This is a genomic window from Luteibacter sp. UNC138MFCol5.1 (assembly GCF_900110505.1).
GTDB lineage: Bacteria > Pseudomonadota > Gammaproteobacteria > Xanthomonadales > Rhodanobacteraceae > Luteibacter.
Genome location: NZ_FODZ01000001.1, coordinates 127,966 through 153,509, shown reverse-complemented (window position 1 = coordinate 153,509; position 25,544 = coordinate 127,966). Strand labels below are relative to the sequence as shown.

23 protein-coding genes are annotated in these 25,544 nt (G+C 67.7%); 15 read left to right on the top strand and 8 right to left on the bottom strand.

The annotated features are described in order from the left end of the window. Positions 1-26: 26 nt before the first annotated feature. A complete protein-coding gene (phhA, locus tag BMY69_RS00695) occupies positions 27-914 on the bottom strand; it encodes a phenylalanine 4-monooxygenase (RefSeq protein WP_090174974.1) in 888 nt (295 codons plus the stop codon). A 136-nt stretch (positions 915-1,050) separates the two neighbouring features. On the opposite strand from phhA, the gene BMY69_RS00690 reads away from it, so the two are divergent. The 10 genes from BMY69_RS00690 (at position 1,051) to BMY69_RS00645 (ending at position 7,523) form a co-directional block, all read left to right on the top strand. Next, entirely contained in the window at positions 1,051-1,530 is a 480-nt protein-coding gene (locus BMY69_RS00690) for an Lrp/AsnC family transcriptional regulator (RefSeq protein WP_090174973.1), read from the top strand. 83 nt (positions 1,531-1,613) lie between these two features. Next, the gene (locus tag BMY69_RS00685) at positions 1,614-2,414 is read left to right on the top strand and encodes a lysophospholipid acyltransferase family protein (protein ID WP_090058226.1); all 801 of its coding nucleotides are present in this window, start codon (positions 1,614-1,616) and stop codon (positions 2,412-2,414) included. Then, positions 2,411-3,412 (top strand): YheT family hydrolase, encoded by a 1,002-nt coding sequence (locus BMY69_RS00680; protein WP_090174972.1) that lies wholly within the window; start codon positions 2,411-2,413, stop codon positions 3,410-3,412. Before BMY69_RS00685 ends, BMY69_RS00680 begins: the two co-directional genes overlap by 4 nt. A gap of 79 nt (positions 3,413-3,491) precedes the next feature. Further along, the gene (locus tag BMY69_RS00675; RefSeq protein WP_090058231.1) at positions 3,492-4,133 is read left to right on the top strand and encodes a YbhB/YbcL family Raf kinase inhibitor-like protein; all 642 of its coding nucleotides are present in this window, start codon (positions 3,492-3,494) and stop codon (positions 4,131-4,133) included. 109 nt (positions 4,134-4,242) lie between these two features. Continuing rightward, positions 4,243-4,401: a DUF1328 domain-containing protein gene (locus BMY69_RS00670; RefSeq protein WP_046965775.1), complete on the top strand. Its 159-nt coding sequence runs from the start codon at positions 4,243-4,245 to the stop codon at positions 4,399-4,401. 128 nt (positions 4,402-4,529) lie between these two features. Beyond that, positions 4,530-4,919, top strand: a complete 390-nt coding sequence (locus BMY69_RS00665; RefSeq protein WP_139206129.1) for a DUF883 family protein — start codon at positions 4,530-4,532, stop codon at positions 4,917-4,919. Between the two features lie 25 nt (positions 4,920-4,944). Further along, the gene (locus tag BMY69_RS00660; protein WP_255364426.1) at positions 4,945-5,424 is read left to right on the top strand and encodes a phage holin family protein; all 480 of its coding nucleotides are present in this window, start codon (positions 4,945-4,947) and stop codon (positions 5,422-5,424) included. A gap of 1 nt (position 5,425) precedes the next feature. Beyond that, positions 5,426-5,743 (top strand): hypothetical protein, encoded by a 318-nt coding sequence (locus BMY69_RS00655; protein ID WP_177191037.1) that lies wholly within the window; start codon positions 5,426-5,428, stop codon positions 5,741-5,743. Further along, a complete protein-coding gene (locus BMY69_RS00650) occupies positions 5,740-6,903 on the top strand; it encodes an AI-2E family transporter (protein WP_254779417.1) in 1,164 nt (387 codons plus the stop codon). The genes BMY69_RS00655 and BMY69_RS00650 overlap by 4 nt, the downstream gene beginning before the upstream one ends. A 104-nt stretch (positions 6,904-7,007) precedes the next feature. After that, positions 7,008-7,523 carry an Imm21 family immunity protein gene (locus tag BMY69_RS00645; protein ID WP_090174970.1) on the top strand — a complete coding sequence of 172 codons (516 nt, stop codon included), beginning with the start codon at positions 7,008-7,010 and terminating at the stop codon, positions 7,521-7,523. A gap of 182 nt (positions 7,524-7,705) precedes the next feature. On the opposite strand, the gene BMY69_RS00640 is transcribed toward BMY69_RS00645, so the two are convergent. The 4 genes from BMY69_RS00640 to BMY69_RS00625 are packed head-to-tail and all read right to left on the bottom strand — an operon-like array spanning position 7,706 to position 14,317. Further along, the gene (locus BMY69_RS00640; RefSeq protein WP_090174969.1) at positions 7,706-8,479 is read right to left on the bottom strand and encodes an SDR family NAD(P)-dependent oxidoreductase; all 774 of its coding nucleotides are present in this window, start codon (positions 8,477-8,479) and stop codon (positions 7,706-7,708) included. Continuing rightward, entirely contained in the window at positions 8,476-9,909 is a 1,434-nt protein-coding gene (locus BMY69_RS00635; protein WP_090174968.1) for an efflux transporter outer membrane subunit, read from the bottom strand. The genes BMY69_RS00640 and BMY69_RS00635 overlap by 4 nt, the downstream gene beginning before the upstream one ends. Positions 9,910-9,912: 3 nt before the next feature. After that, positions 9,913-13,104: an efflux RND transporter permease subunit gene (locus BMY69_RS00630; RefSeq protein WP_090174967.1), complete on the bottom strand. Its 3,192-nt coding sequence runs from the start codon at positions 13,102-13,104 to the stop codon at positions 9,913-9,915. A gap of 7 nt (positions 13,105-13,111) precedes the next feature. Beyond that, the gene (locus tag BMY69_RS00625) at positions 13,112-14,317 is read right to left on the bottom strand and encodes an efflux RND transporter periplasmic adaptor subunit (protein WP_090174966.1); all 1,206 of its coding nucleotides are present in this window, start codon (positions 14,315-14,317) and stop codon (positions 13,112-13,114) included. A 193-nt stretch (positions 14,318-14,510) separates the two neighbouring features. Here BMY69_RS00625 and BMY69_RS00620 point away from each other — a divergent pair, with 193 nt between their 5' ends. Both BMY69_RS00620 and BMY69_RS00615 read left to right on the top strand, forming a co-directional pair. After that, positions 14,511-15,497, top strand: a complete 987-nt coding sequence (locus tag BMY69_RS00620; protein ID WP_090058245.1) for a LysR family transcriptional regulator — start codon at positions 14,511-14,513, stop codon at positions 15,495-15,497. Between the two features lie 97 nt (positions 15,498-15,594). Beyond that, positions 15,595-16,716, top strand: a complete 1,122-nt coding sequence (locus BMY69_RS00615) for a serine hydrolase domain-containing protein (RefSeq protein WP_090174965.1) — start codon at positions 15,595-15,597, stop codon at positions 16,714-16,716. 9 nt (positions 16,717-16,725) lie between these two features. Here the strand turns inward: BMY69_RS00615 and BMY69_RS00610 are convergent, their stop codons facing one another. Continuing rightward, entirely contained in the window at positions 16,726-18,273 is a 1,548-nt protein-coding gene (locus BMY69_RS00610) for a winged helix-turn-helix transcriptional regulator (RefSeq protein ID WP_090174964.1), read from the bottom strand. A gap of 9 nt (positions 18,274-18,282) precedes the next feature. Next, positions 18,283-19,077, bottom strand: coding sequence for an undecaprenyl-diphosphate phosphatase (locus BMY69_RS00605; RefSeq protein WP_217642670.1), 795 nt, complete (start codon positions 19,075-19,077; stop codon positions 18,283-18,285). A gap of 158 nt (positions 19,078-19,235) precedes the next feature. On the opposite strand from BMY69_RS00605, the gene BMY69_RS00600 reads away from it, so the two are divergent. Genes BMY69_RS00600 through BMY69_RS00590 form a run of 3 tightly spaced genes read left to right on the top strand, consistent with a single transcriptional unit; the run spans position 19,236 to position 23,716 of the window. Next, the gene (locus BMY69_RS00600) at positions 19,236-20,753 is read left to right on the top strand and encodes an efflux transporter outer membrane subunit (protein ID WP_090174962.1); all 1,518 of its coding nucleotides are present in this window, start codon (positions 19,236-19,238) and stop codon (positions 20,751-20,753) included. Then, positions 20,750-22,165 (top strand): HlyD/EmrA/EmrK family protein, encoded by a 1,416-nt coding sequence (locus tag BMY69_RS00595; protein ID WP_090174961.1) that lies wholly within the window; start codon positions 20,750-20,752, stop codon positions 22,163-22,165. Before BMY69_RS00600 ends, BMY69_RS00595 begins: the two co-directional genes overlap by 4 nt. 3 nt (positions 22,166-22,168) lie before the next feature. Beyond that, positions 22,169-23,716 carry a DHA2 family efflux MFS transporter permease subunit gene (locus BMY69_RS00590; RefSeq protein WP_090174960.1) on the top strand — a complete coding sequence of 516 codons (1,548 nt, stop codon included), beginning with the start codon at positions 22,169-22,171 and terminating at the stop codon, positions 23,714-23,716. 126 nt (positions 23,717-23,842) lie between these two features. Here the strand turns inward: BMY69_RS00590 and acpA are convergent, their stop codons facing one another. Continuing rightward, positions 23,843-25,525 (bottom strand): acid phosphatase, encoded by a 1,683-nt coding sequence (gene acpA / locus BMY69_RS00585; RefSeq protein WP_090174959.1) that lies wholly within the window; start codon positions 25,523-25,525, stop codon positions 23,843-23,845. Positions 25,526-25,544 lie beyond the last annotated feature (19 nt).

Here is a 25,544-nt window from a genome sequence, read left to right as displayed (position 1 = left end):
TCCGTTCGTTAGGCCGCCGTTGAGTTTCAGTTGTCCGAACCGGAAGCGAAGCCTTCTTTCGAGCCGCGCTGGTAGACCATGTCGCTCTCGAGCACCTCGCCGGCCGCGACCGGCGTGCCGTTGGCGAGCCTCGCGTAGATCGGCGTGAAGTCGGGGCCGGTCGCTTCGAACAGCTGCGCGAAGTCGTCGATGACGAAGTAGGTCTGCTGGTAAGTGTCGATCCGGTAACGGGTATTCATCACCCGCTCGAGGTCGAAGCCGATCCGGTTCGGCGCCGGCGAGTCGATGGAATAGATGGACTCGCCCTTCGAGCTGACGATGCCGGCGCCGTAGATGCGCAGGCCTTCGCTCGTGCGGATCAGGCCGAACTCCACCGTGTACCAGTACAGGCGCGTCAGGTTCATCAGGGCCTCGGGCCCGATGGCGTGTGCCTTCATGCCGCCCTTTCCGTACGCCTGCATGTAATCCGCGAACACGGGATTGAGCAGCAGCGGGACGTGGCCGAACAGATCGTGGAAGAGGTCGGGCTCGGAAAGGTAATCGAGCTGGTCGGGCTTGCGGATCCACCAGCTCACCGGGAAACGACGGTTGGCCAGGTGGTCGAAGAAGACCTCGTCGGGCAGCAGGCCTTCCACGGCGACGAGCTGCCAGCCCGTGGCCTCGCCGAGCACCCGGTTCAGGTCGTCGAAGCGCGGGATGCCGCCATCGCCGAGCCCGAAGCGCTCGACGCCTTCGAGGAATTCCCGGCAGGCGTAGCGGGGCAGCAGCTCGCGCTGGCGGCGGTAGAGGGTGTCCCAGACCTCGTGATCGGTCTTCGAATAGCTGGCCCAGGGCTGCTCCACGGTGCCGGTCGCATAGACGGGCACGTATCCGCGGTCGGTCTGCTGGTGTTCGACGCGGCGTGGGGTGTCCATGACGGGCTCCTGGCGACTGTGGGATCGGTGAAGCAACAGGATAGCGATGCGAGGGCGCAAGAGGCTTGCTATCTTGCGCGATAGACGCCGATCTAAACAACTTTCAACCCGACCACGCCACCGAGGCGCAACAATCATGCAAGCCACGCTCGATCGCACCGACCTGCGCATCCTCGCCACCCTCCAGGCGCAGGGCCGCATCACCAATGCCGAACTGGCGGCGGAGGTAAACCTGTCGCCCTCGGCCTGCCTTCGCCGGGTGCAGCGGCTGGAGTCCGACGGCGTGATCGCCGGGTACGGCGCCCGGCTGGAACCGCGCGCCCTCGGCCTTGGGCTGCAGGCGTTCGTCCGGGTGCAGCTTTCCCGGCACGAGTCCGAGGCCATCGACTCCTTCACCGAGCGCGTGGCGGAATGGGACGAGGTCGTCTCCTGCTACGCCCTCACCGGCGACATGGACTACCTGCTTCAGGTCTACGTCGCCGATCTCGACGGATTCTCACGCTTCCTGCTCGATCGCCTGCTCAACGCGGCGGGGGTCGCGGACGTCAACACGAGCTTCGTCCTGAGGACGGTCAAGGCGTCCACGGCCTTGCCGCTGGGCGGGGCCCGATCGTGATTTCTTGCAAGCCTGTGTCTTCTAACGATAAAGAAACATTCCCCTAGCGGCAGGGCGCGCCCGTCGCTAATCTTGTGCGCTCGATGGAAGCCGCTACCGCCAACCCGACGCCTCGCGACCGCCTGCGCCCCTTGCGCTATGTGTGGCGGGTACCCTTGCTGCTTCTTCATATCGTCTTCGGCATCCTGGTCTGCGCGTTCATCCTCAGCTGGGCCGGCGGCGTCATGAAGAACGGTCGGGAGCCCCTGGCCCATCGCACGATCCGCATGTGGTCCACGATGCTGCTGCGGGTGTTCGGCTTCCGCAGCCTGCGTTTCGGCAAACCGCTTCCCGACCCGGTCCTCTTCGTCGCCAACCACACCTCGTGGCTGGACATCGAGCTGCTTCATTCGCAGCGCGCGGCGTGCTTCGTCGCCAAAGCCGAGATCGCCCGCTGGCCGCTGGTCGGCTGGATGGCGGCGCGTGGCGGCACGATCTTCCATCGTCGCGGCAACAACCATTCGCTCGCCTCCGTGATGGCCGCCATGGTCGAACGCCTGCGCGAAGGCCGTTCGGTAGCCGTGTTCCCCGAAGGCGGCACCGGTCACAACGGCGTGCTGCGCGTCTTCCATGCCCGCATCTTCCAGGCGGCGCTCGACGCCGAGGTGCCCGTCCAGCCCGTCGCGCTGCGCTTCGCCCGGCAGGGGCGGCGCGTGATCGACGCCGGGTTCCGCGATGGCGAGAGTTTCATGGCGAACTTCGTTCGCCTCCTCGGCGAGCCGCCGCTGGACGTGGAAGTGCACTTCCTCGAGCCGGTGCCGGTATCGCCGGACGGTCGCCGCCGCATGGCGGAGGCCTCGCGCGAGCGCATCGCGCAGGCCCTGGATACCGACACGCCGGCATGAGCCTGCCGAAGGGTTCCGACTTCAACCCGCCGTGGCCGCTGCGCAGCGGCCACATCCAGACCATGCTTTCCTCCAGCGGTATCCGCCGCAAGCTGCTGCCCCGGCGCGCGCATCGCGTGCAGGAAGACGCGCAGGAAGTGCTGGTGGACGTCGGCCACGGCGACCGGTTGAGCGGACGCTACACGGCGCAGCGAACGGGCCGCGAGTCGCGCGGCCTCGCGATCCTCTTCCACGGATGGGAAGGCAGCGTCGATTCCACCTACGTGTTGCAAACGGGCAGCCGTCTGCTCGAAGAGGGCTGGGACATCTTCCGGCTCAACTTCCGCGACCATGGCGACAGCCACGGCCTCAACGAAGCGCTGTTCCACTCGTGCCGTATCGACGAGGTGGTGGTGGCGCTGGGCGAGATCGCCAGCATGTTCCCGGCGCGCGTCATCGGCGTCGCGGGTTTCTCGCTCGGCGGCAACTTCGCGCTGCGCGCGGGGATGATGGCGCCGGCCAAGGGCGTCCCGATCGACTACGTGCTCGCCGTCTGCCCGATCATCGATCCCAGCGAAGGCCTGTTCTCGCTGGAAAGCGAGGCGCCGTGGTTCTACCAGGCGTACTTCATGCAGAAGTGGCGGCGCTCCCTGCGCATGAAGCAGCAGGCGTTCCCGCAGCAGACGTATTTCGAACTCGACGAGCTGCGCCAGAACATGCGCGACCTCACGCGTTCGCTCGTGCTGCGGCATACCGACTTCGGGTCGCTTGAGGCGTACCTCGAAGGCTATTCCGTGGCGGGAGACCGCCTGATGGACCTGCACCTGCCCGCCACGATCCTCACCTCGCGCGACGATCCCGTCATCCCGGTGGCCGCGTTCGACCAGCTTCGCCTGCCGCCGCACGTCGAGCTCGACATCGCGCCGTATGGCGGGCATTGCGGCTTCATCCGCGACTACGGCATGACCAGCTTCACCGACGACTACATCGCGGCGCGGTTCGACGCCATCGCGCGCTGACGAGCGGCCGTGCGGTAACACTGCAACGGCTACACATGGTCCATGTTGCAGTAGGGTCTGAACCAGCAAGGAGATTCCCATGCGACTCAAGAGCGACAGCATCGAGCACGGCAAGCCCATCCCCGCGAAGCACGCCTTCATGGAGCTCGGCGAGCCGGTGAAACCGGCCGGCAACGTCACGCCGCACCTGGCGTGGACCGAAGTCCCCGCCACCGCGAAATCGTTCGCCATCGCCGTGATCGATACCGACGTTCCCTCGAAGCCGGACGACGTGAACGTGGAGGGCCGGGAAGTGCGCCGCGACCTGCCGCGCGTGGAGTTCGTCCACTGGCTGATGGCCAACATTCCGCTCGAGTGCCGGGAGCTGGGCGAGGGCGCCTGCGGCGAAGGCATCGTGCCGCGCGGCAAGGGTAACGGGAAGATCAAGGACGACCTGGTCGGCCCGCCCGGCTCGGTGCAGGGCATCAACAGCTACACGGCCTGGTTCAAGGGCGATCCGGACATGGAAGGCCATTACCACGGGTACGACGGCCCGTGCCCGCCCTGGAACGACACCATCCCGCACCACTACCACTTCCACGTCTATGCGCTCGACGTCCCGAGCGTCGAGCTCGAGAACGGCTTCTCGCTCGAGGAGTTCCGCGACGTGATCAAGGGGCACGTGGTCGACGAGGCGGTGATCACCGGCACGTACTCGCTGAACCCGAAGGTCAAGGCCTGACCGGCTGGCCGCGAGACTGAACGCCCATTGAGCGGCGCGTCGCGGCTTCACGCGGCATGCGCGGGGCGCGGGACTAAATGGTTCCGCGCCATCCAAGGAGACCCCGACCATGCTGCACTATGCCCTCGTGTTCCTCGTCATCGCGATCATCGCCGCCGTCTTCGGCTTCGGCGGTATCGCGGGTACGGCGGCCGGCATCGCGAAGATCCTGTTCGTGATCTTCCTGATCCTGGCGATCATCTCGTTCTTCCGCGGCAGGAGCGTATAGCTTCGATCTTGCCGTAAACGCACCACCGGACGGCTCCGGGAGTTCCTCCCGGCGTCGCCGGGCCATGACCCCGGCGTCACTTCCCATCGCCTAACGTGTCCGACCCCAGCACCTCGGAGATAAAGCTTATGAACAAGCCCGCCGACCATGTCGCCAACGCCGCGACAGCCGCCGCGAACACCGTTTCGGCCGCCGAGCGCATCGACGCACGCGCCGAGCGAGTGAAGCAGGCCACGTCCGAGGCCGTCGACCGTACCAAGGACGCGGTCGACCGCGCCGCGGACAAGGTCGAGAGCACGTTGCACACCGCCACGGACAAGGCGGCTCATGGCGCGACCCGCGCCGCCGAGCGTGCCGAGGAAGCCAAGCTTCGCGGCAAGGAGGCCTACGGCGAGGCGGTGGACACCGCCAACGACTGGCTCGACACCGCGCGCGAGTACGTTCGCGAGAAGCCGGTTCAGTCGATCGCGCTCGCGCTTGCCGCCGGCTGGCTCGCAGGCCGTATCCTGCGCAACTGATCCAACCTTCCCAAGGGGCTAGAGCATGCTTGACGACGGTCCCTCGGGGCAGCACGGCGGCGGTGGGCCCATGCCGGGTGACGCGCCAAAGGCGTTGCCGCCGCCGGCGGCACCGTCGTGGCTGGACGACCTCAAGTCGCTGGGCGCCGGGTTGAAGCATCTGTTCGGCGCGCAGCTGAAGCTCGCGTCGGCGGAGCTCGGTCTGGCGAAGAGCGGCATCGTCATGATGCTTTTCATGGGGCTGGCCGCCATCGTGTTCGCCGTGGCACTCGGCTTCACGCTGCTGGCGCTCGCGGGTTGGGGGCTCGCCCAGTGGTTTGGATCGTGGGCCTGGGCGTTGACCGCACTCGCCGGACTGCAACTGGTCCTCCTGGTCGTGGCGATCCTCGTCTTCCGCCGGGCGATGCACTGGCTTACGCTCCCGGCCACGCGCGCCGAGTTCGCCATCCTGGCGAGGGAAGCGGCGAAGCAAGGCAAGGCGGAAAGCGAACGGACAGGGGAATAACGTGGGTATCTTCCGGAGTATCGCCAACGTCACCGAAGCCCGGGCCCGCGTCGTCGCGGCGCGCGAGGAAACGGTGCGTCCCGCCGCGGCGCTCATCGCCCGCGGTTACGAACATCCGTTGACCGTCGTCGGTGTCGCCGCCGGTGCCGGCTTCCTGCTGAGCAACGTCAAGCTCAATCCGCTTGCCGTTCCCGGCGTCAGCGGCATCGTCGCGGGAGGCGCGGCCGACCTCATCGCGCGTGGCGTATCGATCGCGGCGGGCAGCTTCCTCGGCGACCTGGCCGGCGCGGCGACCGATGTGGCCGAGCCCGTGCCGTGAGCGATTTCCCTAGTCCCCTACCCACACCCCTGCCTTCGACGGCGGCGCCTGGCGTCGCCGTTTCCACACTGGGTACGCGTTCCCGCCGCGTCGCGCGGAGCAGCCGAAGCACGCGACGCATCTCGCGCCACCTGAAAGCCATCCGGATCTCGCTCACGGGCATGATCCTGCTGGCGCTGCTCTACACGGTCGCCATCGGCAAGGGCATCCTCGTTCCCCTCGTGCTCGCCGCTTTCATCGGCCTCGCGCTCAACCCCATCGTGGCCTCCGCGGCGCGCGTCCACGTGCCACGCTGGCTCGCCGCGGTGGTCGTGATGCTGATGCTGGGAACCGGCCTCGTCTCGGGTGTCGCCACGCTCTCCGAGCCCGCGCTCAACTGGTTCCATCAGGCTCCGACCGCGATGCGCGCGTTCGCGCCGAAGATCAAGCCGATGACGCAACAGATCGAGGCCGCCAGCCGCGCGACACAGAACCTCGTCGGTGGCACCGTCGCGCGCAACGCGCCGCAGACGGCGAACGGCTTCGCGTTCACGGCATGGGACATCGTCGCCGGCGCGCCGAAGGTGCTCGCCAGCGTGCTGACCGTGGCGCTGCTGGTCTTCTTCTTCCTGGTCTACGGCGACGAGATCCTCCGGCGCGCGGTCGAGATATCGCCGACGTTCTCGTACAAGCGACACACCGTCAGCATCGTCCGCAACATCCAGACGGAGGTGTCGAGCTACCTGCTGCTCACCGCGGCGATCAACGTGACACTGGGCCTGGTCACCGCCGGCATGCTGTATCTCTACGACGTACCGGATCCCCTGCTCTGGGGCACCGTTGCGACGGTGGCGAACTTCATCCCCTACGTCGGCGCGATCACCACCACCACGGTGCTTGCCGTGGTCGGCGCGCTGCACTTCCAGGAACTTGGCCCTGCGTTGCTGCCGGCGGCGACGTTCGCCGGTATCACGGCGATCGAAGGCAACCTCATCACCCCTATGCTGCAGGGACGGCGCTCGCGCCTGAGTCCCGTCGCGATCCTCCTGTGGCTCTTGATCTGGGGCTGGCTATGGGGCATCCCCGGCGCCCTGCTCGCCGTGCCGATGCTGACCTGCGTGAAGCTGATCACCGCGAAGCTCCGCGGCTGGCAGTGGTTCGCGCACATCATTTCCCGCTGATCCCGAAACCAAGGGCCCCGACCCCACGACGTCGACGGGCGTCGGCCCCTTCGTAGGTTTCACATCCACGTTCGCCCGCCCCTGCCTGAGGATCCGGTACCACCATGACGTCACTATCTTGGGTCGAATCCTCTGGGGGGCCGTTGATCGTGATGCATCGATCGGAATTGCGGACATGGTGGGGCGCCTTTGGCCCCCAACAAGATCGTGACATACCCAGCAGTGGGAAGACGGACTACGCGCGAGCCTGCGATATCGAAACCGAGATAGGCGTATTGGGTTTGGCCGCGCCGCAGATACTGGTCATGGGCGAAGAGCCCGACCGCACGACCGCACGTATCGACGGGACGACCATCTTCCTCCTTCGTTGGAGAGCCGCCACGTCAGAAGTGACTCTCATGAGCGACTTCGAGAACCTATCGGCAAACCTGACCTTCGAGCCGGCTGGTACTTTCGAAACGGACGCTGGGGAGCATCTTATGTTCGATGCGGCAAATGTGGGTTGGCAGCCCGGCAACAGCCTTCGCATCGATTTAGGGGCGACGCGTTACGCGATCGGGACAGCTCTTCTGCTGACCGATCAGACTGAACTCCTCGTTCACAGGCTCGTTCCGACCTGACACAGCGCCTAAAGCAGCCGCTGCTGGCCCGAACCCGTATATGGCTGCCGCGGTCTTCATGCCTGTGGGAGCGGACCCGGCCGCGACAGCCTTTCGCGGCTGTCTTCATGTCTTGCGCGCGAGGTTGCAGACCGCCGCGAGAAGCTATCGCGGCCAGGTCCGCTCCTACTGCGGCGGCTTTGTTACCAGGGCAACCTGACGCGGTCGCGGAAGAACTCGCCCGTGGTCGATTCGCGGTCGGGCAGCAGTGCCGCCCAGACGACGCCTTCGGCGCTTTCGGTGACCGGGCGGCCACCGCCGCCGCCGAGGCGGGTCGCGGTCCATCCGGGGCAGACCGCGTTGACCACGATGCCGCTGCCCATGAGTTCGCGCGCGAGCACCTGCGTATACGCGTTGAGCGCCGCCTTGGACACGCGGTACGCGGGACTGTTCTCGCCGCACATCGCGCGCGCCGCGCATTCGCTCGACACGTTGACGATGCGTCCGTAGTTGTGACGCTTCATCAACGGCAACGCCGCGGACGAGAGGCTCCACGCGCCAATCAGGTTCACGTCCATGGCGCCGCGGATCGCGTCGACGTCGGCCTTCGAGGGCCTGCCGGTGGGATCGTAGAAGCCACCCGCGTTGTTGACGAGGATGTCGAGCCGGCCGAAGCGTCCTTCGATGTGCGCGATCGCGTCATCGATCTGCCGCTGTTTGGTGACGTCCAGCCGGATCGCGTGCGCGTCGCCACCCGTGTCGCGGATGGCACGGGCAAGCGCTTCGCCCTTCGTCGGCTCGCGCATGCCCATGAACACCGTGACGCCGAGTGCCGCGAGTTGCCGCGACACCTCGAGGCCGATGCCGCGGCTGGCGCCGCTGACCAGCGCGACGCGCTGGCCGAGCGGCGGTTCCACCGCGAGGGTGGTCTGGCGCTTCGCCTGCACGGGCAGGCGGTGGACCTTCGCGGAACTCATGGCACCTTCGCGACCTCGTTACAGGCGTTGTCGCCGCAGGCCTGCCAGCCGCCGCCGAGCGCCTTGTACAGCTGCACGGCACGGATGTTGATGCCGGCCTCGGCTTCCGCCAGCTGGTCTTCGGCCGAGAGCTGCGTGCGCTCGGCGTCGAGCAACTCGAGGTAATCGGTGCGGCCCGCGTCGTAGCGCAGCTTCGCCAGCTCCGCGGCACGACGGCTTTCCTTCGCCTGCACGATCAGCTTCTCGACGCGTTCGCGCTGGCGATTGAAGCCCACCAGCGAGTTGTCGACGTCCTCGAGCGCGGTGAGCACCGTGCGGTCGTACGCGGCGCGTGCTTCATCCGCGCGGGCCTGTGCGCCCTCCACGCCGGAGCGAACGCGCTGCACGTTGAGGCCGGACCACGAAATGCTCGGGGCGATCGACCACGCGCGAGAGTCCGCGCCACCGAAGTCGTTGCTGCGGCCGGCGAGGAAACCGATGAAACCGCCCAGCGAGATGTGCGGGAAGTAATCGGCCTTCGCCACGCCGATGCGCGCGTTCGCGGCGGCGAGTTCGCGTTCGGCGATGCGGATGTCCGGACGGCGCTGCAGCACCTCGTCCGCGCCGCCGATGGCGAGCGTGGTGTCGATCGGCTTGAACGTCGCCGCCGAAAGGTCGACGTCGAGTTCGCCCGGACGCTCGCCGAGCAGCACCGCGATGCGGAACTGATCGGCGCTGGCCTGCGTCTCGAGCACGGGGAGCTGGGCTTCCACGGCGGCGAGGCGTGCCTTCGCGCTGGCGAGATCCTGCTCCGCGCCCGTGCCGAGTTCGACGCGGGCGGTGATCACCTTGAGCGAATCGCGCTGGTTCTCGATGTCGCGCTTCGCGACGTCGATGCGCAGCTGCGTGCCGCGCAGGTCGAAGTAGTTGCGCGCCACTTCGGCGAACAGCGTGACCTGCGCATCCTGCAGCGATGCCTCGCCCGCGCCGGCATCGGCGCGCGCGGCTTCGACCGAGCGGCGGATGCCACCGAAGAGGTCGAGCTCCCACGACGCGTCGAACCCGGCCTGGTAGGCCGTGATTGTCTGGCGCTGGTCGCTGAAGCCCGGCTGCTGCTGTCGGCTGCGCTGGTACGAGACGCCGGTCTCGATATCCGGGATCTGCTGCGACTTCGCCGTGCCGAGCGCCGCGCGCGCCTGGTCGAGGCGGGCGAGGGCGATCTTCAGGTCCGGCGCGTTCTTCGCCGCGCGCACGATGAGCGTGTCGAGCGTCGGGTCGCCGAACTGCTTCCACCACTGCGCCTGGAAGTCGCCCGTCGACTGCGCGGCGGGATCCACACCCTGCAGGGTCACCGGCTTCTGCTCCGGCGCGTGGTAGTCCGGCCCCACGCTCGCGCAACTGGCGAGCACGAGGGCGGCGAACAGGGCGGTACTGCGGAACATCGTTTTCATGGATCAGGACTCCCGGGCCGCGTGTTCGAGGAGACGGCGCTCGCGGCGCGCCGCGCGGCGTGCCTGCGAACGCTCGTTCCACGCGCGGATCAGCACGTAGAAGAGCGGGGTGAAGATGAGGCCGAAGAACGTCACGCCGAGCATGCCGGCGAACACCGCCACACCCATCGCGTGACGCATCTCCGCACCCGCACCGTGCGAGGTCACCAGCGGCACGACGCCCATGATGAACGCGAAGGACGTCATCAGGATCGGGCGCAGTCGCAGCCGAGCGGCTTCCAGCACGGCATCGACGCGGTTCATGCCCTCGATTTCCGCCTCACGCGCGAACTCCACGATCAGGATCGCGTTCTTGCAGGCGAGGCCCACGAGCACGATCAGGCCGATCTGGGTGAAGATGTTGTTGTCGCCACCCGTGACGATCACGCCGGCGATCGCGGACAGCAGCACCATCGGCACGATCAGGATCACCGCCAGCGGCAGGCTCAGGCTCTCGTAAAGCGACGCGAGCACGAGGAACACGAGCAGCACCGAGAGCGGGAAGACGAGCACCGCGGTGTTGCCGGCGAGGATCTGCTGGTAGGTCAGCTCGGTCCACTCGTACGTCATGCCGTTGGGCAGGTTTTCCTTGACCAGCTTCTCCATCGCCGCCTGCGCCTGGCCGGTGCTGTAGCCCGGTGCCGCGCCGCCGTTGATTTCCGCGGTCGGGAAGCTGTTGTAGTGCTGCACGCGATCCGGACCGTTGGTCTGGCGCACGGTGAGGAACGAACCGAGTGGCACGAGGTCACCCGCGGCGTTGCGCGTCTTCAGGCCGACGATGTCCGACGGCTCGTGGCGGAACGACGGCTCCGCGGACACGTTCACCTGGTAGGTGCGGCCGAAGCGGTTGAAGTCGTTCACGTAGAGCGAGCCGAGATAGGCCTGCATCGTCTGGAACACGTCGCCCAGGTCGATACCTTCGGACTTCGCCTTCTCGCGATCCACGTCGGCGTCGAACTGCGGCACGTTCACCTGGTAGCTGGTGAACAGGTGCGCGAGTTCCGGCGTCTTCTGGCTCGCCGCGATGATGCCCTGCGTCTGCTTGAACAGTTCTTCGAAGCCGAGGTCGCCGCGGTCCTCGATCTGCATGCGGAAACCGCCGATCGTGCCGAGGCCGTTGACCGGCGGCGGCGGGAAGATCGCGATGTACGCATCCTGGATACCGGCGAACTGCGCATTGAGGCGTGCCGCGATGGCGTCGGCCGAGAGGTCGGCCGAACGGCGTTCCTCGAACGGCTTGAGCGTGACGAACGCGATGCCCGAGTTCGTGCTGTTCGTGAAGCCGTTGATCGACAGGCCGGGGAACTGCACGGCGCTTTCGGCGCCGGGGTCCTTCATCGCGATCTCGCCCATCTTGCGGATCACCGCCTCGGTACGGTCGAGCGACGCGGCGTCCGGCAGCTGCGCGAAGGCCACGAGGTACTGCTTGTCCTGCGGGGGCACGAAGCCGGTCGGCGTCTTCATGAAACCGAACACGCCCAGCGCGACGAGACCCGCGTAGAGCATCAGCACCACCGCCGAGAAGCGGAGGATCTTCTTCACGCCACCGACGTAGCCGTCCGCCGCGCGTTCGAACGTGCGGTTGAAGGGCCGGAAAAGCCAGCCGAGGCCGCGGTCCATCCACACGGTGAGCTTGTCCTTCGGCTCGTCGCGACCCTTGAGCAGGATCGCCGCGAGCGCCGGGCTGAGCGTCAGCGAGTTGAACGCGGAGATCACCGTCGAGATGGCGATGGTCAGCGCGAACTGGCGATAGAACTGGCCGGTCAGGCCGCTGATGAAGGCGGCCGGGACGAACACCGCGCACAGCACGAGGGCGGTGGCCACGATCGGGCCGGTCACCTCGGTCATCGCCTGGCGCGTGGCCATCTTGGGATCGAGCCCGTGCTCGATGTGTCGTTCCACGTTTTCGACGACCACGATCGCGTCGTCGACGACGATGCCGATCGCCAGCACCAGGCCGAACAGCGACAGCGCGTTGAGCGAGAAGCCCGCGAGGTACATCACCGCGAACGTGCCGATCAGCGAGACGGGCACCGCGACGAGCGGGATGATCGAGGCGCGCCAGGTCTGCAGGAACAGGATCACCACGAGCACGACCAGCACGATCGCTTCGAACAGCGTGTGCACCACGGCTTCGATCGAGCCGCGCACGAACACGGTCGGATCGTAGACGATGGAGTAGTCGACGCCCTGCGGGAAGTCCTTCTTCAGCTCCGCCATCTCCTTGCGCACTTCGTCCGAGATCGCGATCGCGTTCGAACCGGGGCGCTGGAAGATGGGAATGGCTACCGCTTCCTTGTTGTTGAGCAGACTGCGCAGCGCGTAGTTGTTGGAGCCGAGCTCCACCCGGGCCACGTCGCGCAGGTGCGTGACCGAACCGGAGGCGTCGCTGCGCACGATGATGTTGAGGAAGTCGTCCTCGGTCACCAGGCGGCCGCGCGTGTTGATGTTGACCTGGAACGCGTTGCTGCTCGGACCGGGAGGCGCGTTCAGCGAGCCCGCGGCGACCTCGATGTTCTGCTCGCGGATCGCCTTCACCACGTCACCGGTGGTGAGGTTGCGGATGGCGAGCTTTTCCGGGTTCATCCAGATGCGCATGCTGTACTCGCCGGCGCCGAACAGCTGGACGTCGCCCACGCCGTCGAGACGGGCGAGCTGGTCCTTGATGCGCGTGCGGGCGTAGTTCGACAGGTAGAGCATGTCGTAGCGGCTGTCCGGCGACGTGAGATGCACGACCATGGTCAGGTCGGGCGAGCTCTTGGTCGTCGTGACGCCGAGGCGCTGAACTTCCTCGGGCAGGCGCGGCAGCGCCTGCGACACGCGGTTCTGCGTCTGCACCTGCGCGTTGTCGAGGTCGGTGCCGAGCGCGAACGTGACGGTGAGCGTCATCGTGCCGTCGCTGGTCGACTGCGACGAGGTGTACAGCATGCCTTCCACGCCGTTGATCTGCTCTTCGAGCGGCGTGGCGACGGTTTCCGCGATCACCTTCGGGTTCGCACCCGGGTAGCTGGCCTTCACCACGACGGTCGGCGGGACGACCTCCGGGTATTCGCTGATCGGCAGCTTGAACACGGCGATACCGCCCGCGATCAGGAACAGCACCGACAGCACGCCCGCGAGAATCGGGCGTTCGACGAAGAATTGGGCGATTTTCATGGGTGGATCAGTCCTGGTTCTGCGCCACGGCGTCGACGCCGGCAGGACGCGACGCGACGTTGCGCGCGTTGTCCGGTACCAGCGACGCCATCGCGACACGCTTCGCGTTCACTTCCACGCCCGGGCGGACGCGCTGCAGGCCGTTGACGACCACGACGTCGTCGGCGGTCAGGCCGGAATCGACGACGCGGAGACCGTCCACCAGCGCCCCGGTGGAGACGCGGCGGTACTCGACCTTCTTGTCCTTGCCGAGCACGTAGACGAACTTGTTGCCGAGGTCGGTGCCGACGGCCTTGTCGTCGATCAGCGCGCGCGGCTGGCTGTTGCCGCTACGCAGTTCGACGCGCGCGAAGAGGCCCGGGGTGTAGGCGCCGTCGGCGTTCGGGAACACCGCGCGAAGGCGGATCGTGCCGGCGCCCGCACGCACCTGGTTGTCGATGAAGTCGATCTTGCCGGTGTGCGGATAGCCTTCCTCGTCGGCCAGGCCCATCTCCACGTCCGGCGCGCGGCCGTTCTGGCGGCGCAGGCGGTCCAGCTTGAGGAAGGTCTGCTCGTCGACGTCGAAGTACACGTACATCGGGTCGACGGTGACGACGCTGGTCAGCGTGTCGCTGGGCGTCACGAGGTTGCCAGCGGTGATCTGCGCATTGCTGACCTTGCCGTCGACCGGCGCGCGGACTTCGGTGAACGAGAGATTGAGGCGGGCGTTGTCGAGCGCGGCCTGTACCGAGGCGACCTGCGCCTTGGCGCTGGCGGCGGCGGTGTCGAGGCGGTCGGCCTCCTCGCGCGAGACGGCGTGCTGCTCGATCAGCTTGGCGCCACGGGCGGCATTCGCATCGGCGTTCTTCGCTTCGGCCTTCGCCTGGGCGAGATTGGCGGCGAGGCGGTCGACCTCGGCGCGGTAGGGGCGCGGGTCGATCGTGAACAGCAGGTCGCCCTTCTTCACCGCCGCGCCCTCGCGGAAGTGCACGGAGTCGATGTAACCGTTGACGCGCGGACGGATCTGGATCGTGTCCACCGCCTGGATGCGGCCGGTGAACGCGTTGGCGTCGGAAACCGGGCGGAGCAGGACCTGCGCCACCGTCACTTCCGGCGCCGGCGGGGCCGCGGCGGGCTCCGCGGCGCGGCTGGCGGTGCTGCCGGCGCTGAGCCAGATCGCCGAGACCACGGCGACCGCCAGGGCGGACGAACCGAACAGGATTTTCTTCTTCATGGGGAGGTCCTGGAGCTTCGAAAGAAAGGGGTGTGACGGACAGCGGGGGCGGAGCCTACGACCTCAAGCGCGCTCGAGGTCAAGACGGTCCGTCGCAGGTGGCGAAATCTAGGTCTTGACCGTCAAGCGAAAAATGGGTCTACAATCACCTCGCCTTTGACGCTCAGTCATGAATCAAACGATGGAGTCGGCGATGGAAGACTTTTCCGCTATCAGCGTTTTCGTCCGCGTGGTCGAGGCCAAGAGCTTCTCGGCGGCCGCCCAGCACCTGCAGATGACGCCTTCCGGGGTGAGTCGCGCCATTTCCCGCCTCGAAGAAAGCCTCGGCGCGAGGCTTTTCTTCCGCTCGACACGTTCGCTGCGTTTGACCGACGATGGCTCCGCGTTCTATGCACGATGCAAGGAGATCCTCGCCGACCTGACGGAGGCGACAGAGGCGCTCGGTTATGCGAAGACGAAGCCGGCGGGCAAGCTGCGCGTGGCGGCCTCCTCGGCCGTCGGACGCGCCGCGATCATCCCGAACCTCGCCGAATTCGAGAGCCGTTATCCCGATATCCGCCTCGAACTGACCATGTGCGATTTCCCGTTCGATCTGAACGAGGAAGGCTTCGATTGCGCGATCCGCATGGGCGAACTGGCGGATTCCAGCCTCATCGCCCGCAAGATCGGGCACTTCAGCAACGTGCTCTGCGCCGCGCCCTCGTATCTGGCGCGGCACGGCCGGCCGGTGTCGATCGACGACCTGAAGCGGCACAAGACGGTCAACTTCGTCCATCCCAGCACCGGCAAGCCGTATCAGTGGCAGTTCGACTCGCCGGGCGGCCGCGTCTCGGTGGACGTCGACGCGAACATGCTGATCAACGACGGCGAATCGGTGATCCAGGCCGCGATCGCGGGCCTCGGCGTCATCCAGGCCCCGCATTGCCTCGCCGCCACGGCGCTGGAGAAGGGCCTGCTCGAAATCATCATGACGGACACGATCTCCACCGGTTCCAACCTGTGGATCGTCTACCCGCAGAAGCGCCACCTCTCGGCCCGCGTGCAGGCCTTCATCGAGTGGACCAGCGAACTGTTCACCCGTACCAGCGAGCCCAAGTGCAAGCTGGTCGAGCAGCAGCAGGCCGAGCTGGCCCGGCTGCGCGCGAACCCGCCGGCGATGGAGATCGCGGCCGTCGCCTGATCCCCGATATGGCGCCTTCATGAAACTTCATCGCGGTTTCAGGCACTTCAGACGCCGTCACGGTTGACTCGGGGCTCCACCAAGGGAGTCCCGGACCATGCATCGCATCGCGCGTCACCTCTGCTTTATCACCCTGATTCTTGCGTCGTCCACCGCCGCGGCGGGCCGTTACGAGCCACCTCGGGCGGCGTCCGACGGCTGGGCCGTCGCGGACGCCGCCACGCTCGGCTGGAACACCGCCACGCTCGCCACCCTCGACGACAAGGTCGCCGACGGCACCTATAAGAAGATCACCAGCCTGGTCGTCGCCGACCACGGTCGACTGGTGTTCGAGCGCTACTTCAACGGAGGTTCGCCCGAACTGCTCAACGACGTGCGCTCGGCCACCAAGAGCGTCACGGCCATGCTCGTGGGCGCTGCGATCCAGCGCGGCGCCATCCGCGACGTGAAAGCGCCGGTCTACGCCTTCTTCCCGGAGGTGCGGCTCGCGCACCCCGATGCGCGGAAGGCCACCATCACCCTCGAAGACCTGCTCACGATGAGCTCCATCTGGGAATGCGACGACGAGAATCCGTTCTCGTCCGGTAACGAGGAGCGGATGTACGTCACCGAGCGGTGGCTCGACTTCGCGCTCGACCTCCCGATCCGCGGCTATGCGCCATGGGTGACGCGTCCGAAGGACTCGCCGCACGGCCGCACGTTCTCCTACTGCACGGCCGGCAGCTTCGTCGCGGGTGCCGTCGTCGAGCGCGCCACGAAGCAGCCGCTGGCCGCGTTCGCCCACGACGTGCTGGAGGCCCCGCTCGGCATCACGGCGGTGCGCTGGAACACGTCGAGCGAAGGCATCGGCATGGGCGGTGGCGGCACGCGTTACCGGTCGCGCGACCTGGCGAAGCTGGGCCAGCTCGCCGTCGACGGAGGACGCTGGCAGGGCAGGCCGGTGCTGCCAGCCGCGTGGATCGACGCGATGCTCACCGTCCGCGCACAGGCGCGGGACGATGCGGATTACGGCTACCAGTGGTGGCGGTTCCGCTTTCCGGTGCACGGCGTGGAAACGAAGGTATGGGCCATGAGCGGCAATGGGGGCAACTACGTCTTCGTCCTGCCCGAGCGCGGACTGGTCGCCGTCGTCACGAGCCAGGCCTACAACCAGGGCTTCGCGCATCCGCAGTCGCAGGGGATATTCCGGGACATCGTGCTCGCCGCGTTGCCGCGGTAAGGGCCTGGCTCAGTGCGACCCCAGCTCCGGCGGGCACCAGGGCGCCTCCCGAACCCGTTGCCGCTCCGCGGCGACGCGGCGTGCGATGGCATCCACGACGTCGTTGAACGCGGGCGCCTGGCGTAACGAGGCGAACAGGGGCGACACGCGCAGGTAAGCGGCGTCGCGCCAGCCTCTCTCGACCGCGTCGGACAGCGCCGCGACCGCGCCCTCGGTGTCGCCCGCCGCCTGGAGCAGCAGCGCGAGCTCCAGCCGGCTCGAGGGCCAGGGATCGTCGTGCAGCGCGGTGCGCAGCCCGGCGATGCGTTCGCGCAGCCACGCCGGATCGACCGGGGCCTCGCCATGCAATGCCGCGAGCGTGGCAGGGAGGGACGCGTCGGGCCGCAACGCTTTCGCTTCGGCGAACGCGTGGGCGGCCCCGGCGCGGTCGCCACGCGACAGCGCGAGTTCGCCGTCGAGCTGGGCGAGTTCGGCGCGCGCCGTGCCACGGGCGCGGGACTCGGCGACCGCCGTGCGCGCGTCGTCGAGGCGTCCCTGCGCGAACAGGAACGCGGGCCAGGCGATGTTGCCGAAGACGTTGTCCGGCGACAGGTCGAACACATGGCGGTAATGGGTTTCCGCCTGCGCAGTGAACCCGAGCAGTTCGTATTCGCGAGCCACCTGCACCTCGCGGAAGCGCACGCGCGCCGGATCGCCGCGCATGTCGAGGTTCGCGCGCAGCGCGTCCGCGAGGCGGCCCTGCTCCTGGTACAGGTAGGCCGCCGACGCGCGGCTCGCGTCGTCATCCGGATCGAGCCGGACGGCACGCTCGTAGCCGCCGATCGCGCCGGCGATGTCGCCGAGGCAATCGCGCGCGTAGCCCAGGGCCGACCACGCGTTGCCGCTGTCGGCCCGGACCGAGACGGCGCGCGACGCCAGCTTCAGCCCCTCGCGGGCCTCGTCGGCACTCGCGTTGTAAAGACATGTACGGGCGGAACGGGCGCGACTGGCGCCTGCGAGCGCGTCGACATCGTCCGGCGCGTCGCGTAACGCGCGCTCGTACAGGGCGAGCGCGCGTTCGTTGTTCTCCCGCTGGCCCATCGCCGCGTACCAGCGCGCACGATCGAGCACGTCGCGCTGCGCGCTCGCGGGGGGCTTGCGGTCGTGCGAAAGGAACGCCAGGGCGACGCCTCCGACCGCGAGCACGCCGACGGCGGCGACGGCGGGCCAGAGGAAGCGGCGATGCGCTCCACCGTTCGCCAGCGGCACGGGCGGCGCGCCCAGCTGGTAACCGCGTCCGCGCACCGTGCGCACGTAACGCGGCTGCCTGGCGTCGTCACCCAGCGCCTGGCGCAGCAAGCGCACGCGCTGCGTGACGGTCTCCTCGTTCACGACGGCCGGCGCCCAGACCTCGGCCATCAGTTCGTCGAAGCCGACGGCGCGGTCCGCGTGCTCCAGCAGGCAGGCAAGCAGCCGGAAGCTGAGCCCCGTCACGTCGAGCCACCGGCCATCGCGCTCGACCCGCTGGCGCGCGAGATCGATCGTCAGGTCCATCAGCCGGTAACGGGTGCTTTCCATGGAAGCGGGTCAGCCTCCGGCGGGAAGGAGCAGCAGCAGCGCGATGCCGAGCGCGATGCGGTAGACCGCGAACGCGGTGAAACGATGCGAACGGATGTAGCCCAGTAGCCACTTCACCGCCACGAACGCGACGATGGTCGAGACGACGAAGGCCACGCCGAGACCGGTCCAGTCCTCGCCCGCCGCGCCGCCGTGCGTGAACGTCTTCAGCAGCTCATAGCCGGTGGCGGCGTACATGGTGGGGATGCCGACGAGGAAGGCGAATTCCGTGGCGGCGGCGCGATTGTTGGTACCCGCGAGCATTGCGATGAAGATCGTCGCGGCCGAGCGCGACGTGCCGGGAAAGACGCCGGCCACGATCTGCGCGAGGCCGACCAGGATCGCCACCTTCCACGTGATGGCGGCGCGCTCGGGGCGGTTTTCCGCAAGCTTCTCCGCCAGCATCATCCAGATGCCGCCGGCGATGAGGGCCCAGGCGATGGGCGTCACGGTCTCGGGAAGCTTGAAGCCCAGCTTCGCGACGACCAGACCGAGCACGGCGGTGATCACGAAAGCAACGGAGAGCTTCATCAGGTAATCGCGCGTCTCGGGACGCCGCCAGTTGACGACGAAACTCCACAGCGTGCGCCAGTAGATGAAGGTCACGGCGAGGATCGCGCCGGCCTGGATCGCGATGTTGAAGAGGTCGGAGCGCGCACCGAGCCAGCGTTCGGCGATGAGCAGGTGGCCCGTGCTGGAGATGGGGAGGAACTCGGTGATCCCCTCGACGATGCCGAGGAGGATGGCGCTGAGCAGATCGTTCACGTGGCGGGGATTCCAGTGGGGGACGACGGCATAGCTTAGCCGCTGCACGCCCCGCACCGTCACGCGGCGCCCACGCGGGGCGCTGATATCGTCCCGATACGTGACGGAGGGCGCATCTCGCCCGTCCGGTTCGCAAGAACTTTCCATACGGACCTGCCATGGCGTTTCTCCTCCATTCGCCGGGCCGCCGACGCCGTGACCTGCGCGTCGCCGTCGTCGTCGCGGCGCTCCTGCTCGGCGCGTGCGCACCGCCGGTGCGGCCCCCGGCTTTCGTTCCGCGCGACGAGGTGCCCATCGCGGGCCTCCCCGGCGGCAAGGCGGGGTGGCCACCCGGCGAATGGTGGCGGAGTTACTCCGACGCACAGCTCGACCGGATCGTCGATGTCGCGATGCGCGGTTCGCCGAACATGGAGCAGGCCGAGGCACGCTATCGCGCGGCCTTGCGCGCGGTGGACACGGCGCGCGCGGAGCTGAATCCGCAGGTACGCGGTCTTCTGACCGGCAGCCACGGCTACAGCGACGTCGACGTGCGCGGTGAAGCGCCGGGTGCGGCGGGCAACGCGCAGGGCTTCCAGCTCAATCCGGGCAACAGCTGGAGCAACAGCGGCGTCGCGGGCGCGCTCGCGACGTGGGACCTGGATCTGTGGGGCCGGCAGAAGGACGCCGTCGCCGCGGCGGTGGGCCAGGCGCGCGCCGCGGAGGCCGAACGCGCCTCCGCCGCCGCGTCCCTGCAGTACAACGTGGTGAACACCTATTTCGACTGGCAGGCGCAGCAGGCGCGTCTCGCCGTCGCCAGGCACGCCGCCGAAAGCGCCGCGCAGTATCGCGAGCTGGTCGCGCTGCGGGTGCGTAGTGGCCTCGACGACCCGACGGCGCTCGATCAGGCCGATGGCCGCGAAGCGCAGCTACGTCTCTCGGTGGCGCGGCTCGAAGGCGCGGCGGAGCTCGACCTCGTCCAGCTCGCCGCGCTCGCGGGCGTCTCGCCGAAGGAACTGGGCACGCTCGTGCCGTCGCCCCTTCCGGTCGCGGACACGAGCCTGCCCGCCGACGCGCGTCTCGGCCTGCTGGCGCGTCGACCCGACATCGCCGCCGCGCGCTGGCAGATCGAGGCCTCCGCGAAGAACATCGACCAGGCGCGCAAGGCGTACTACCCCAACGTGAGCCTGACCGCGCTGGGCGCGTTCCTGCGCACGTATCCGGACCTCGGCTCCGGCACGCGGACGGATCTCACGCTTGGCAACATCGGCGCGTCCGTGCAGCTGCCGATCTTCAGCGGCGGACGTCTTCGTGCGCAGTACGAAGGCGCGCAGGCGCAGCTCGACACCGCCGTGGCCCAGTACGACGCCGCCGTCGTGCAGGCGGCCGGCGAGGTCGCGCAGGGCGTCGCCACGCTGACCACGCTGGCGGCGCAGCGCACGCAGGTGGACCGTCAGTACGAAGCCAGCGCCGCGCAGAAGGCCAAGGCGGCGGACCGCCGTTCGAAAGGCCTCATCGACGACCGTACCTGGCTCGACGCGGACATGCAGCTCGACCAGCAACGCGACGCGCGCCTGCAACTCGCCAGCCAGACGCTCTCGGCCAATCTCTCGCTCATCCACGCGCTCGGCGGCGGTTACCGCGCCGACGACCTGCCCGATCTTCCGGCCGCGGATGCCGGCAAGGACTCCACCCGATGACTCCCGAAAACGAAGGCCCGCGCGACGACAACGACGACACCCCGCCGCCGCAGCCGTACAAGTACCGCTACAAGTACCTGCACAAGTACGGGGACGCATCGCCGCGTGGCGAGCGCGACGACGACACGGACGACGAGAAGAAAGCCGGGAAGGGCGAGGACGAGAACGCCGGGAAGGATGGCGAGCAGGGCAAGGAAGAAAAGAAGGAAGATGGCAAGAAGGACGACGACAAGAAGGAAGACCCGAAGGCGAAGCGGAAGAAGGTCATCGTCCTGTCGGTGATCGCGGCCGTCTTCATCCTTGCCGGCCTCACGTGGCTCCTGCTGTACATCTTCGTCTTCTCGCAGCGCGAAACCACCGACGACGCCTACGTGAAGGGCGACATGGTGACGATCTCCTCGCGTGTCGCGGGAACCGTCGTCGAAGTGGCGGTGGAGGAAACCGACCGCGTCCACGCCGGGCAGGTGTTGATCCGGCTGGATCCGGTCGACGCACGCGTGAGCCTGATGAACGCCGAAGGCCAGCTAGCGCAGGCCGTGCGCGAGGCGCAGGCACGGATGCAGCAGGCCAACCAGGCCGACGCCGCGATTCCCCAGCGCCGCGCCCAGTACGAACAGGCACGCGACGAGTACAACCGGCGTCATCCGCTGCTCGAGCGCCGCGCCGTCTCGGCCGAGGAAGTCGACACGGGACGGCGCCAGATGCAGCAGGCGCTCGCGGCATTGCAGGCCGCGGAGCGCGAGGCGGCGGCCGCGCATGCGCAGGTCGACGGCACGACCGTGGAGGATTACCCGGCCGTGATCCAGGCACGCGCGCAGTTCCGCAACGCGTGGGTGAACAACGGGCGCAACGCGATCGTCTCGCCGATCGAAGGCTACGCGGCGCGACGCCAGGTGCAGGTGGGCCAGCGCATCCAGCCGGGGCAGGACCTGCTCACGGTCGTGCCGCTGCAGGATCTGTGGGTGGACGCGAACTTCAAGGAGACGCAGCTCGAGCACATCCGCATCGGCCAGCCGGTGAAGATCAGCACCGACATGTACTCCGACGTGGAGTACCACGGCAAGGTCGTCGGCCTCAACGCGGGCACCGGCAGCGCGTTCTCGCTGCTGCCGGCCGAGAACGCGACGGGCAACTGGATCAAGGTCGTGCAGCGCCTGCCGGTGCGCATCGCGCTCGATGCCGAAGACCTGCGCCGCCATCCGCTTCGCGTCGGCCTGTCGACCGACGTCAACGTCGATACCCACGATCGCGATGGCAAGGTGCTGGCCGAGACGCCGCGCACGAAGCCGCTGGCGGTGACCAACGTCTACGAGCGCGAGATGGGCGAGGCCGACCAGCGCGCGGAGGAGATCATCAGGGCCAACACCGTCGACGCCACACCGAAGCCGTTACCGGCCCGACGCGGCGCCTGACCGATGGCGCAGGCGAAGCAGGCACCGGCGAAGCCGCCGCTGAAGGGCGGCGCGCTCGCGTTGCTCACGGCAGGCGTCGCGCTCGCGACGTTCATGGAGGTGCTCGACATCTCCATCGTCAACGTCTCGGTGCGCACCATCGCCGGCAACCTCGGCGTGAGCAGCAACGAAGGCACCATGGCGATCAGCGCCTATTCGATGGCGAGCGCCGTGATGCAGCCCCTGACGGGGTGGATCGCGAAGCGCTTCGGCGAAGTGCGCACGTTCACGATTTCCGTGCTGCTCTTCGTCGTGTTCTCGGCCATGTGCGGGCTCGCGCAGAGCATGCCGATGCTGATCGTGTTCCGTCTCTGCCAGGGGGCGGTGTCGGGTCCGATGGTGCCGCTGTCGCAGACCCTGCTGCTCAACAACTACCCGGTGGCCAAGCGACCCATCGCGCTGGCGCTCTGGGCGATGACGGTGGTCGTCGCGCCCGTGTTCGGCCCGATCCTGGGCGGGTGGATCACGGACAACTACCACTGGTCGTGGATCTTCTTCATCAACATACCGGTCGGCATCTTCGCGCTCGTGATCACGTACGCGCTGCTGCGCGATCGCGAGTCGAAGACGGCGAAGATGCCCATCGACGCGGTGGGTCTGTTCCTGCTGGCGGTTGGCGTGGGCTGCCTGCAGTTCATGCTCGACAACGGTAACGACGACGACTGGTTCTCCTCGACCAACATCGTCATCCTCGCGATCGTGGCCGTCGTCTGCCTGACCTTCCTCATCGCCTGGGAGCTGATGCACAAGCACCCGGTGGTCGAACTGCGCCTGCTCACCAAACGCAACTTCCTCGTCGGTGTCCTGTGCCTGTCGCTCGGCATGTTCGCGTTCTTCGGTGGCACGGTGGTGATGCCGATGTGGGTGCAGGAGGTCCTGGGCTACACGGCCACATGGGCCGGCTTCGTCGTGGCGCCGATCGGCGTGCTCGCGATCATCATGTCGCCACTCGTTGGCGCCTTCCAGAACCGGTTCGACCTGCGCGTGCTCAATACCGTGGGCTTCGCGATCTTCGCCGGGGCGTCGTTCTACATGGCGAACCTGAGCACGAACGCGCCATACAGCGAGCTGGCCATACCGCGCATGTGCATGGGCGCGGGTGTCGCGGTGTTCTTCGTGCCCGTGAACCAGATCATCCTCGCGGGCCTGCGCGACGATCAGGTCGCGAGCGCGTCGGGCCTGTCCAACTTCTTCCGTACGCTCGCGGGCAGCATCGCCACCGCCGTGAGTACCACCATGTACTCGCATCGCACGACGTACCACCACGCCGTGCTGTCCGAGAACGTGACGGAAGGCGGACGCGCCACGACCGAATACCTCGACCGGCTGCAGACCTTCGGTGCGCAGGGACCGAGCGCCAACGCCGCGCTGAACCGCATCGTCGACCTGCAGGCGGCGACCCTCGCGGTGAACGACGTATTCTGGGTCTTCGGGCTGATGTTCGGCATCGCGATGATCGCGGTGTGGTTCGCCAAACCACCCTTCGCGCCGGGCGGCACGGGCGGCCACTGAACAGGAACCTGTGCGAGCACCCATCGCCGATACGATCGGCTCCCACCCAAGCAGCGCCGCTCTGGTGGGAGCCGATCGTATCGGCGATCCCGCGGCAGCGGGCAGGATGCCGGTGTAGCCGCGCCGTCAGGCCTTGGCCGGAAAAGCCAGCGTCTCGGTCAGATCACCCGGCGCCGGACCGCCGGCGGCCACCATCGCATCCTCGCGCATCTTGAGGCCCGGCAGCTTCTCGAGTCCGAAGCGTCGCGTGATGAAGCGTGCGATGGAACCCGTGTCGTAGATGGTGTGCTCGACGTGGCCCTTCTTCGCGAACGGCGAGATCACGAGCGCGGGAATGCGCGTGCCCGGTCCCCAGCGATCGCCCTTCGGCGGTGCGACGTGGTCCCACCAGCCGCCATTCTCGTCGAACGTCACCACCACGAGCATGTTCTTCCACTGCGGGCTCTTCTGCAGCGCATGCACGACGTTAGCGATGTGGCGGTCGCCAGCCTCGACGTCCGAGTAGCCGGCATGCATGTTGAGGTCGCCCTGTGGCTTGTAGAACGTCACGGGCGGCAGCTTGCCGGCGGCGACATCGGCCAGGAAATGGTTCGTCGACGCCGTCTCGCCAAGTCCGCCGTCGCGCAGGTGCCGCTTGCGCGCGTCGGTTCCCGGTGCGAGCGACACGAAGTAATTCAGCGGCTGATGGTGAGGCTGGAAGTTCGGCGTCTGCGGGAAGCTGGCGTCGTCGCCATCGCCCTTGCCATCGAGCGCGGCCTGGAACGCGCCGCCATACCAGGCCCAGTCGACGTCCTTCGCCGAGAGCATGTCGCCGATGTGCTTGTGCGTCTGCGCGACCAGTGTGTTGGCGCTCGTGGCATCCGCGAGCAGCGGGTTCGTGCGGTCGACGTTGAAGCCCGGCGAGTACGGCGGGCCGATCGTGTTCACCGCGTAGAAGTCCGGAGTCAGCGTGTTGTGGTGCGCGAACTTCGGCTTGCCGTCCATCGCGCTCTTCGGCGAATCCTCGGCCATCTTCAGGCGGAAATCGGTGGGGTCGCCGCTTTCCGTGACCGCGATGTTGAACTGCGCCGGGCTCTTGTCGGCATCAGGATAGAACGGCGGGCGGGCGGCGACGAGGTACTGGTGGTTGAGGAACGAGCCACCGAAAGCGCCCATGAAGAAGTTGTCGCACAGCGTGAACTGCTCGGCGAGCCGCCAGAGACGCAGATGGACCGGTGCGCTGGCGTAATGACCCATGGTCAGCGCGCCGTTGTCGCCCCAGGCGACGAAGCCGTCGTTCTTGCCGCCGTTGATCTGCAGCTGGTTGTTGTAGAACGCATGCACGAGGTCGCGCGTGACCAGGCCGTGCGGCAGCGGCGTGCCGTCGCCGGTGTGCAGCGCCCACGGCGCGTTCGGCAGGCCGGTGATGTCCTTCTCGCCGATCTTGTACGTCTTGTGGTCGACGACCTGTTCGTGCGGCACCATTCCGCCCCAGATCGGCGGCAGCGTCTTCAGGGGCGTCCCGTCGCGATCGCGCTGCACCAGCCGCTCGGCGGGCACGCCGCTCAGCGGCTGCTGAAGGCCGGGGAAGTCGCCGAAGAGGTTATTGAAGCTGCGGTTCTCGGCGTAGATCACCACGACGTTGTGGATGTGCTTCGCGAGCAGGGCGTCGAGTGCCTTGCCGCCCGGTGCCGGCGTCGGGGCGAGCTTGCCGTCGGCCGCCGCGGCATCGAGGCCGCCGAGCGCGAGCAGCGCGCCGGTCGTGGCCATGCCGCCAAGCAGGCGCCGACGTCCTTCGTCGGGCGTATCGTCGTCGTGTCGGTTGGTCATGCGAAAACCCAGGGAAGTG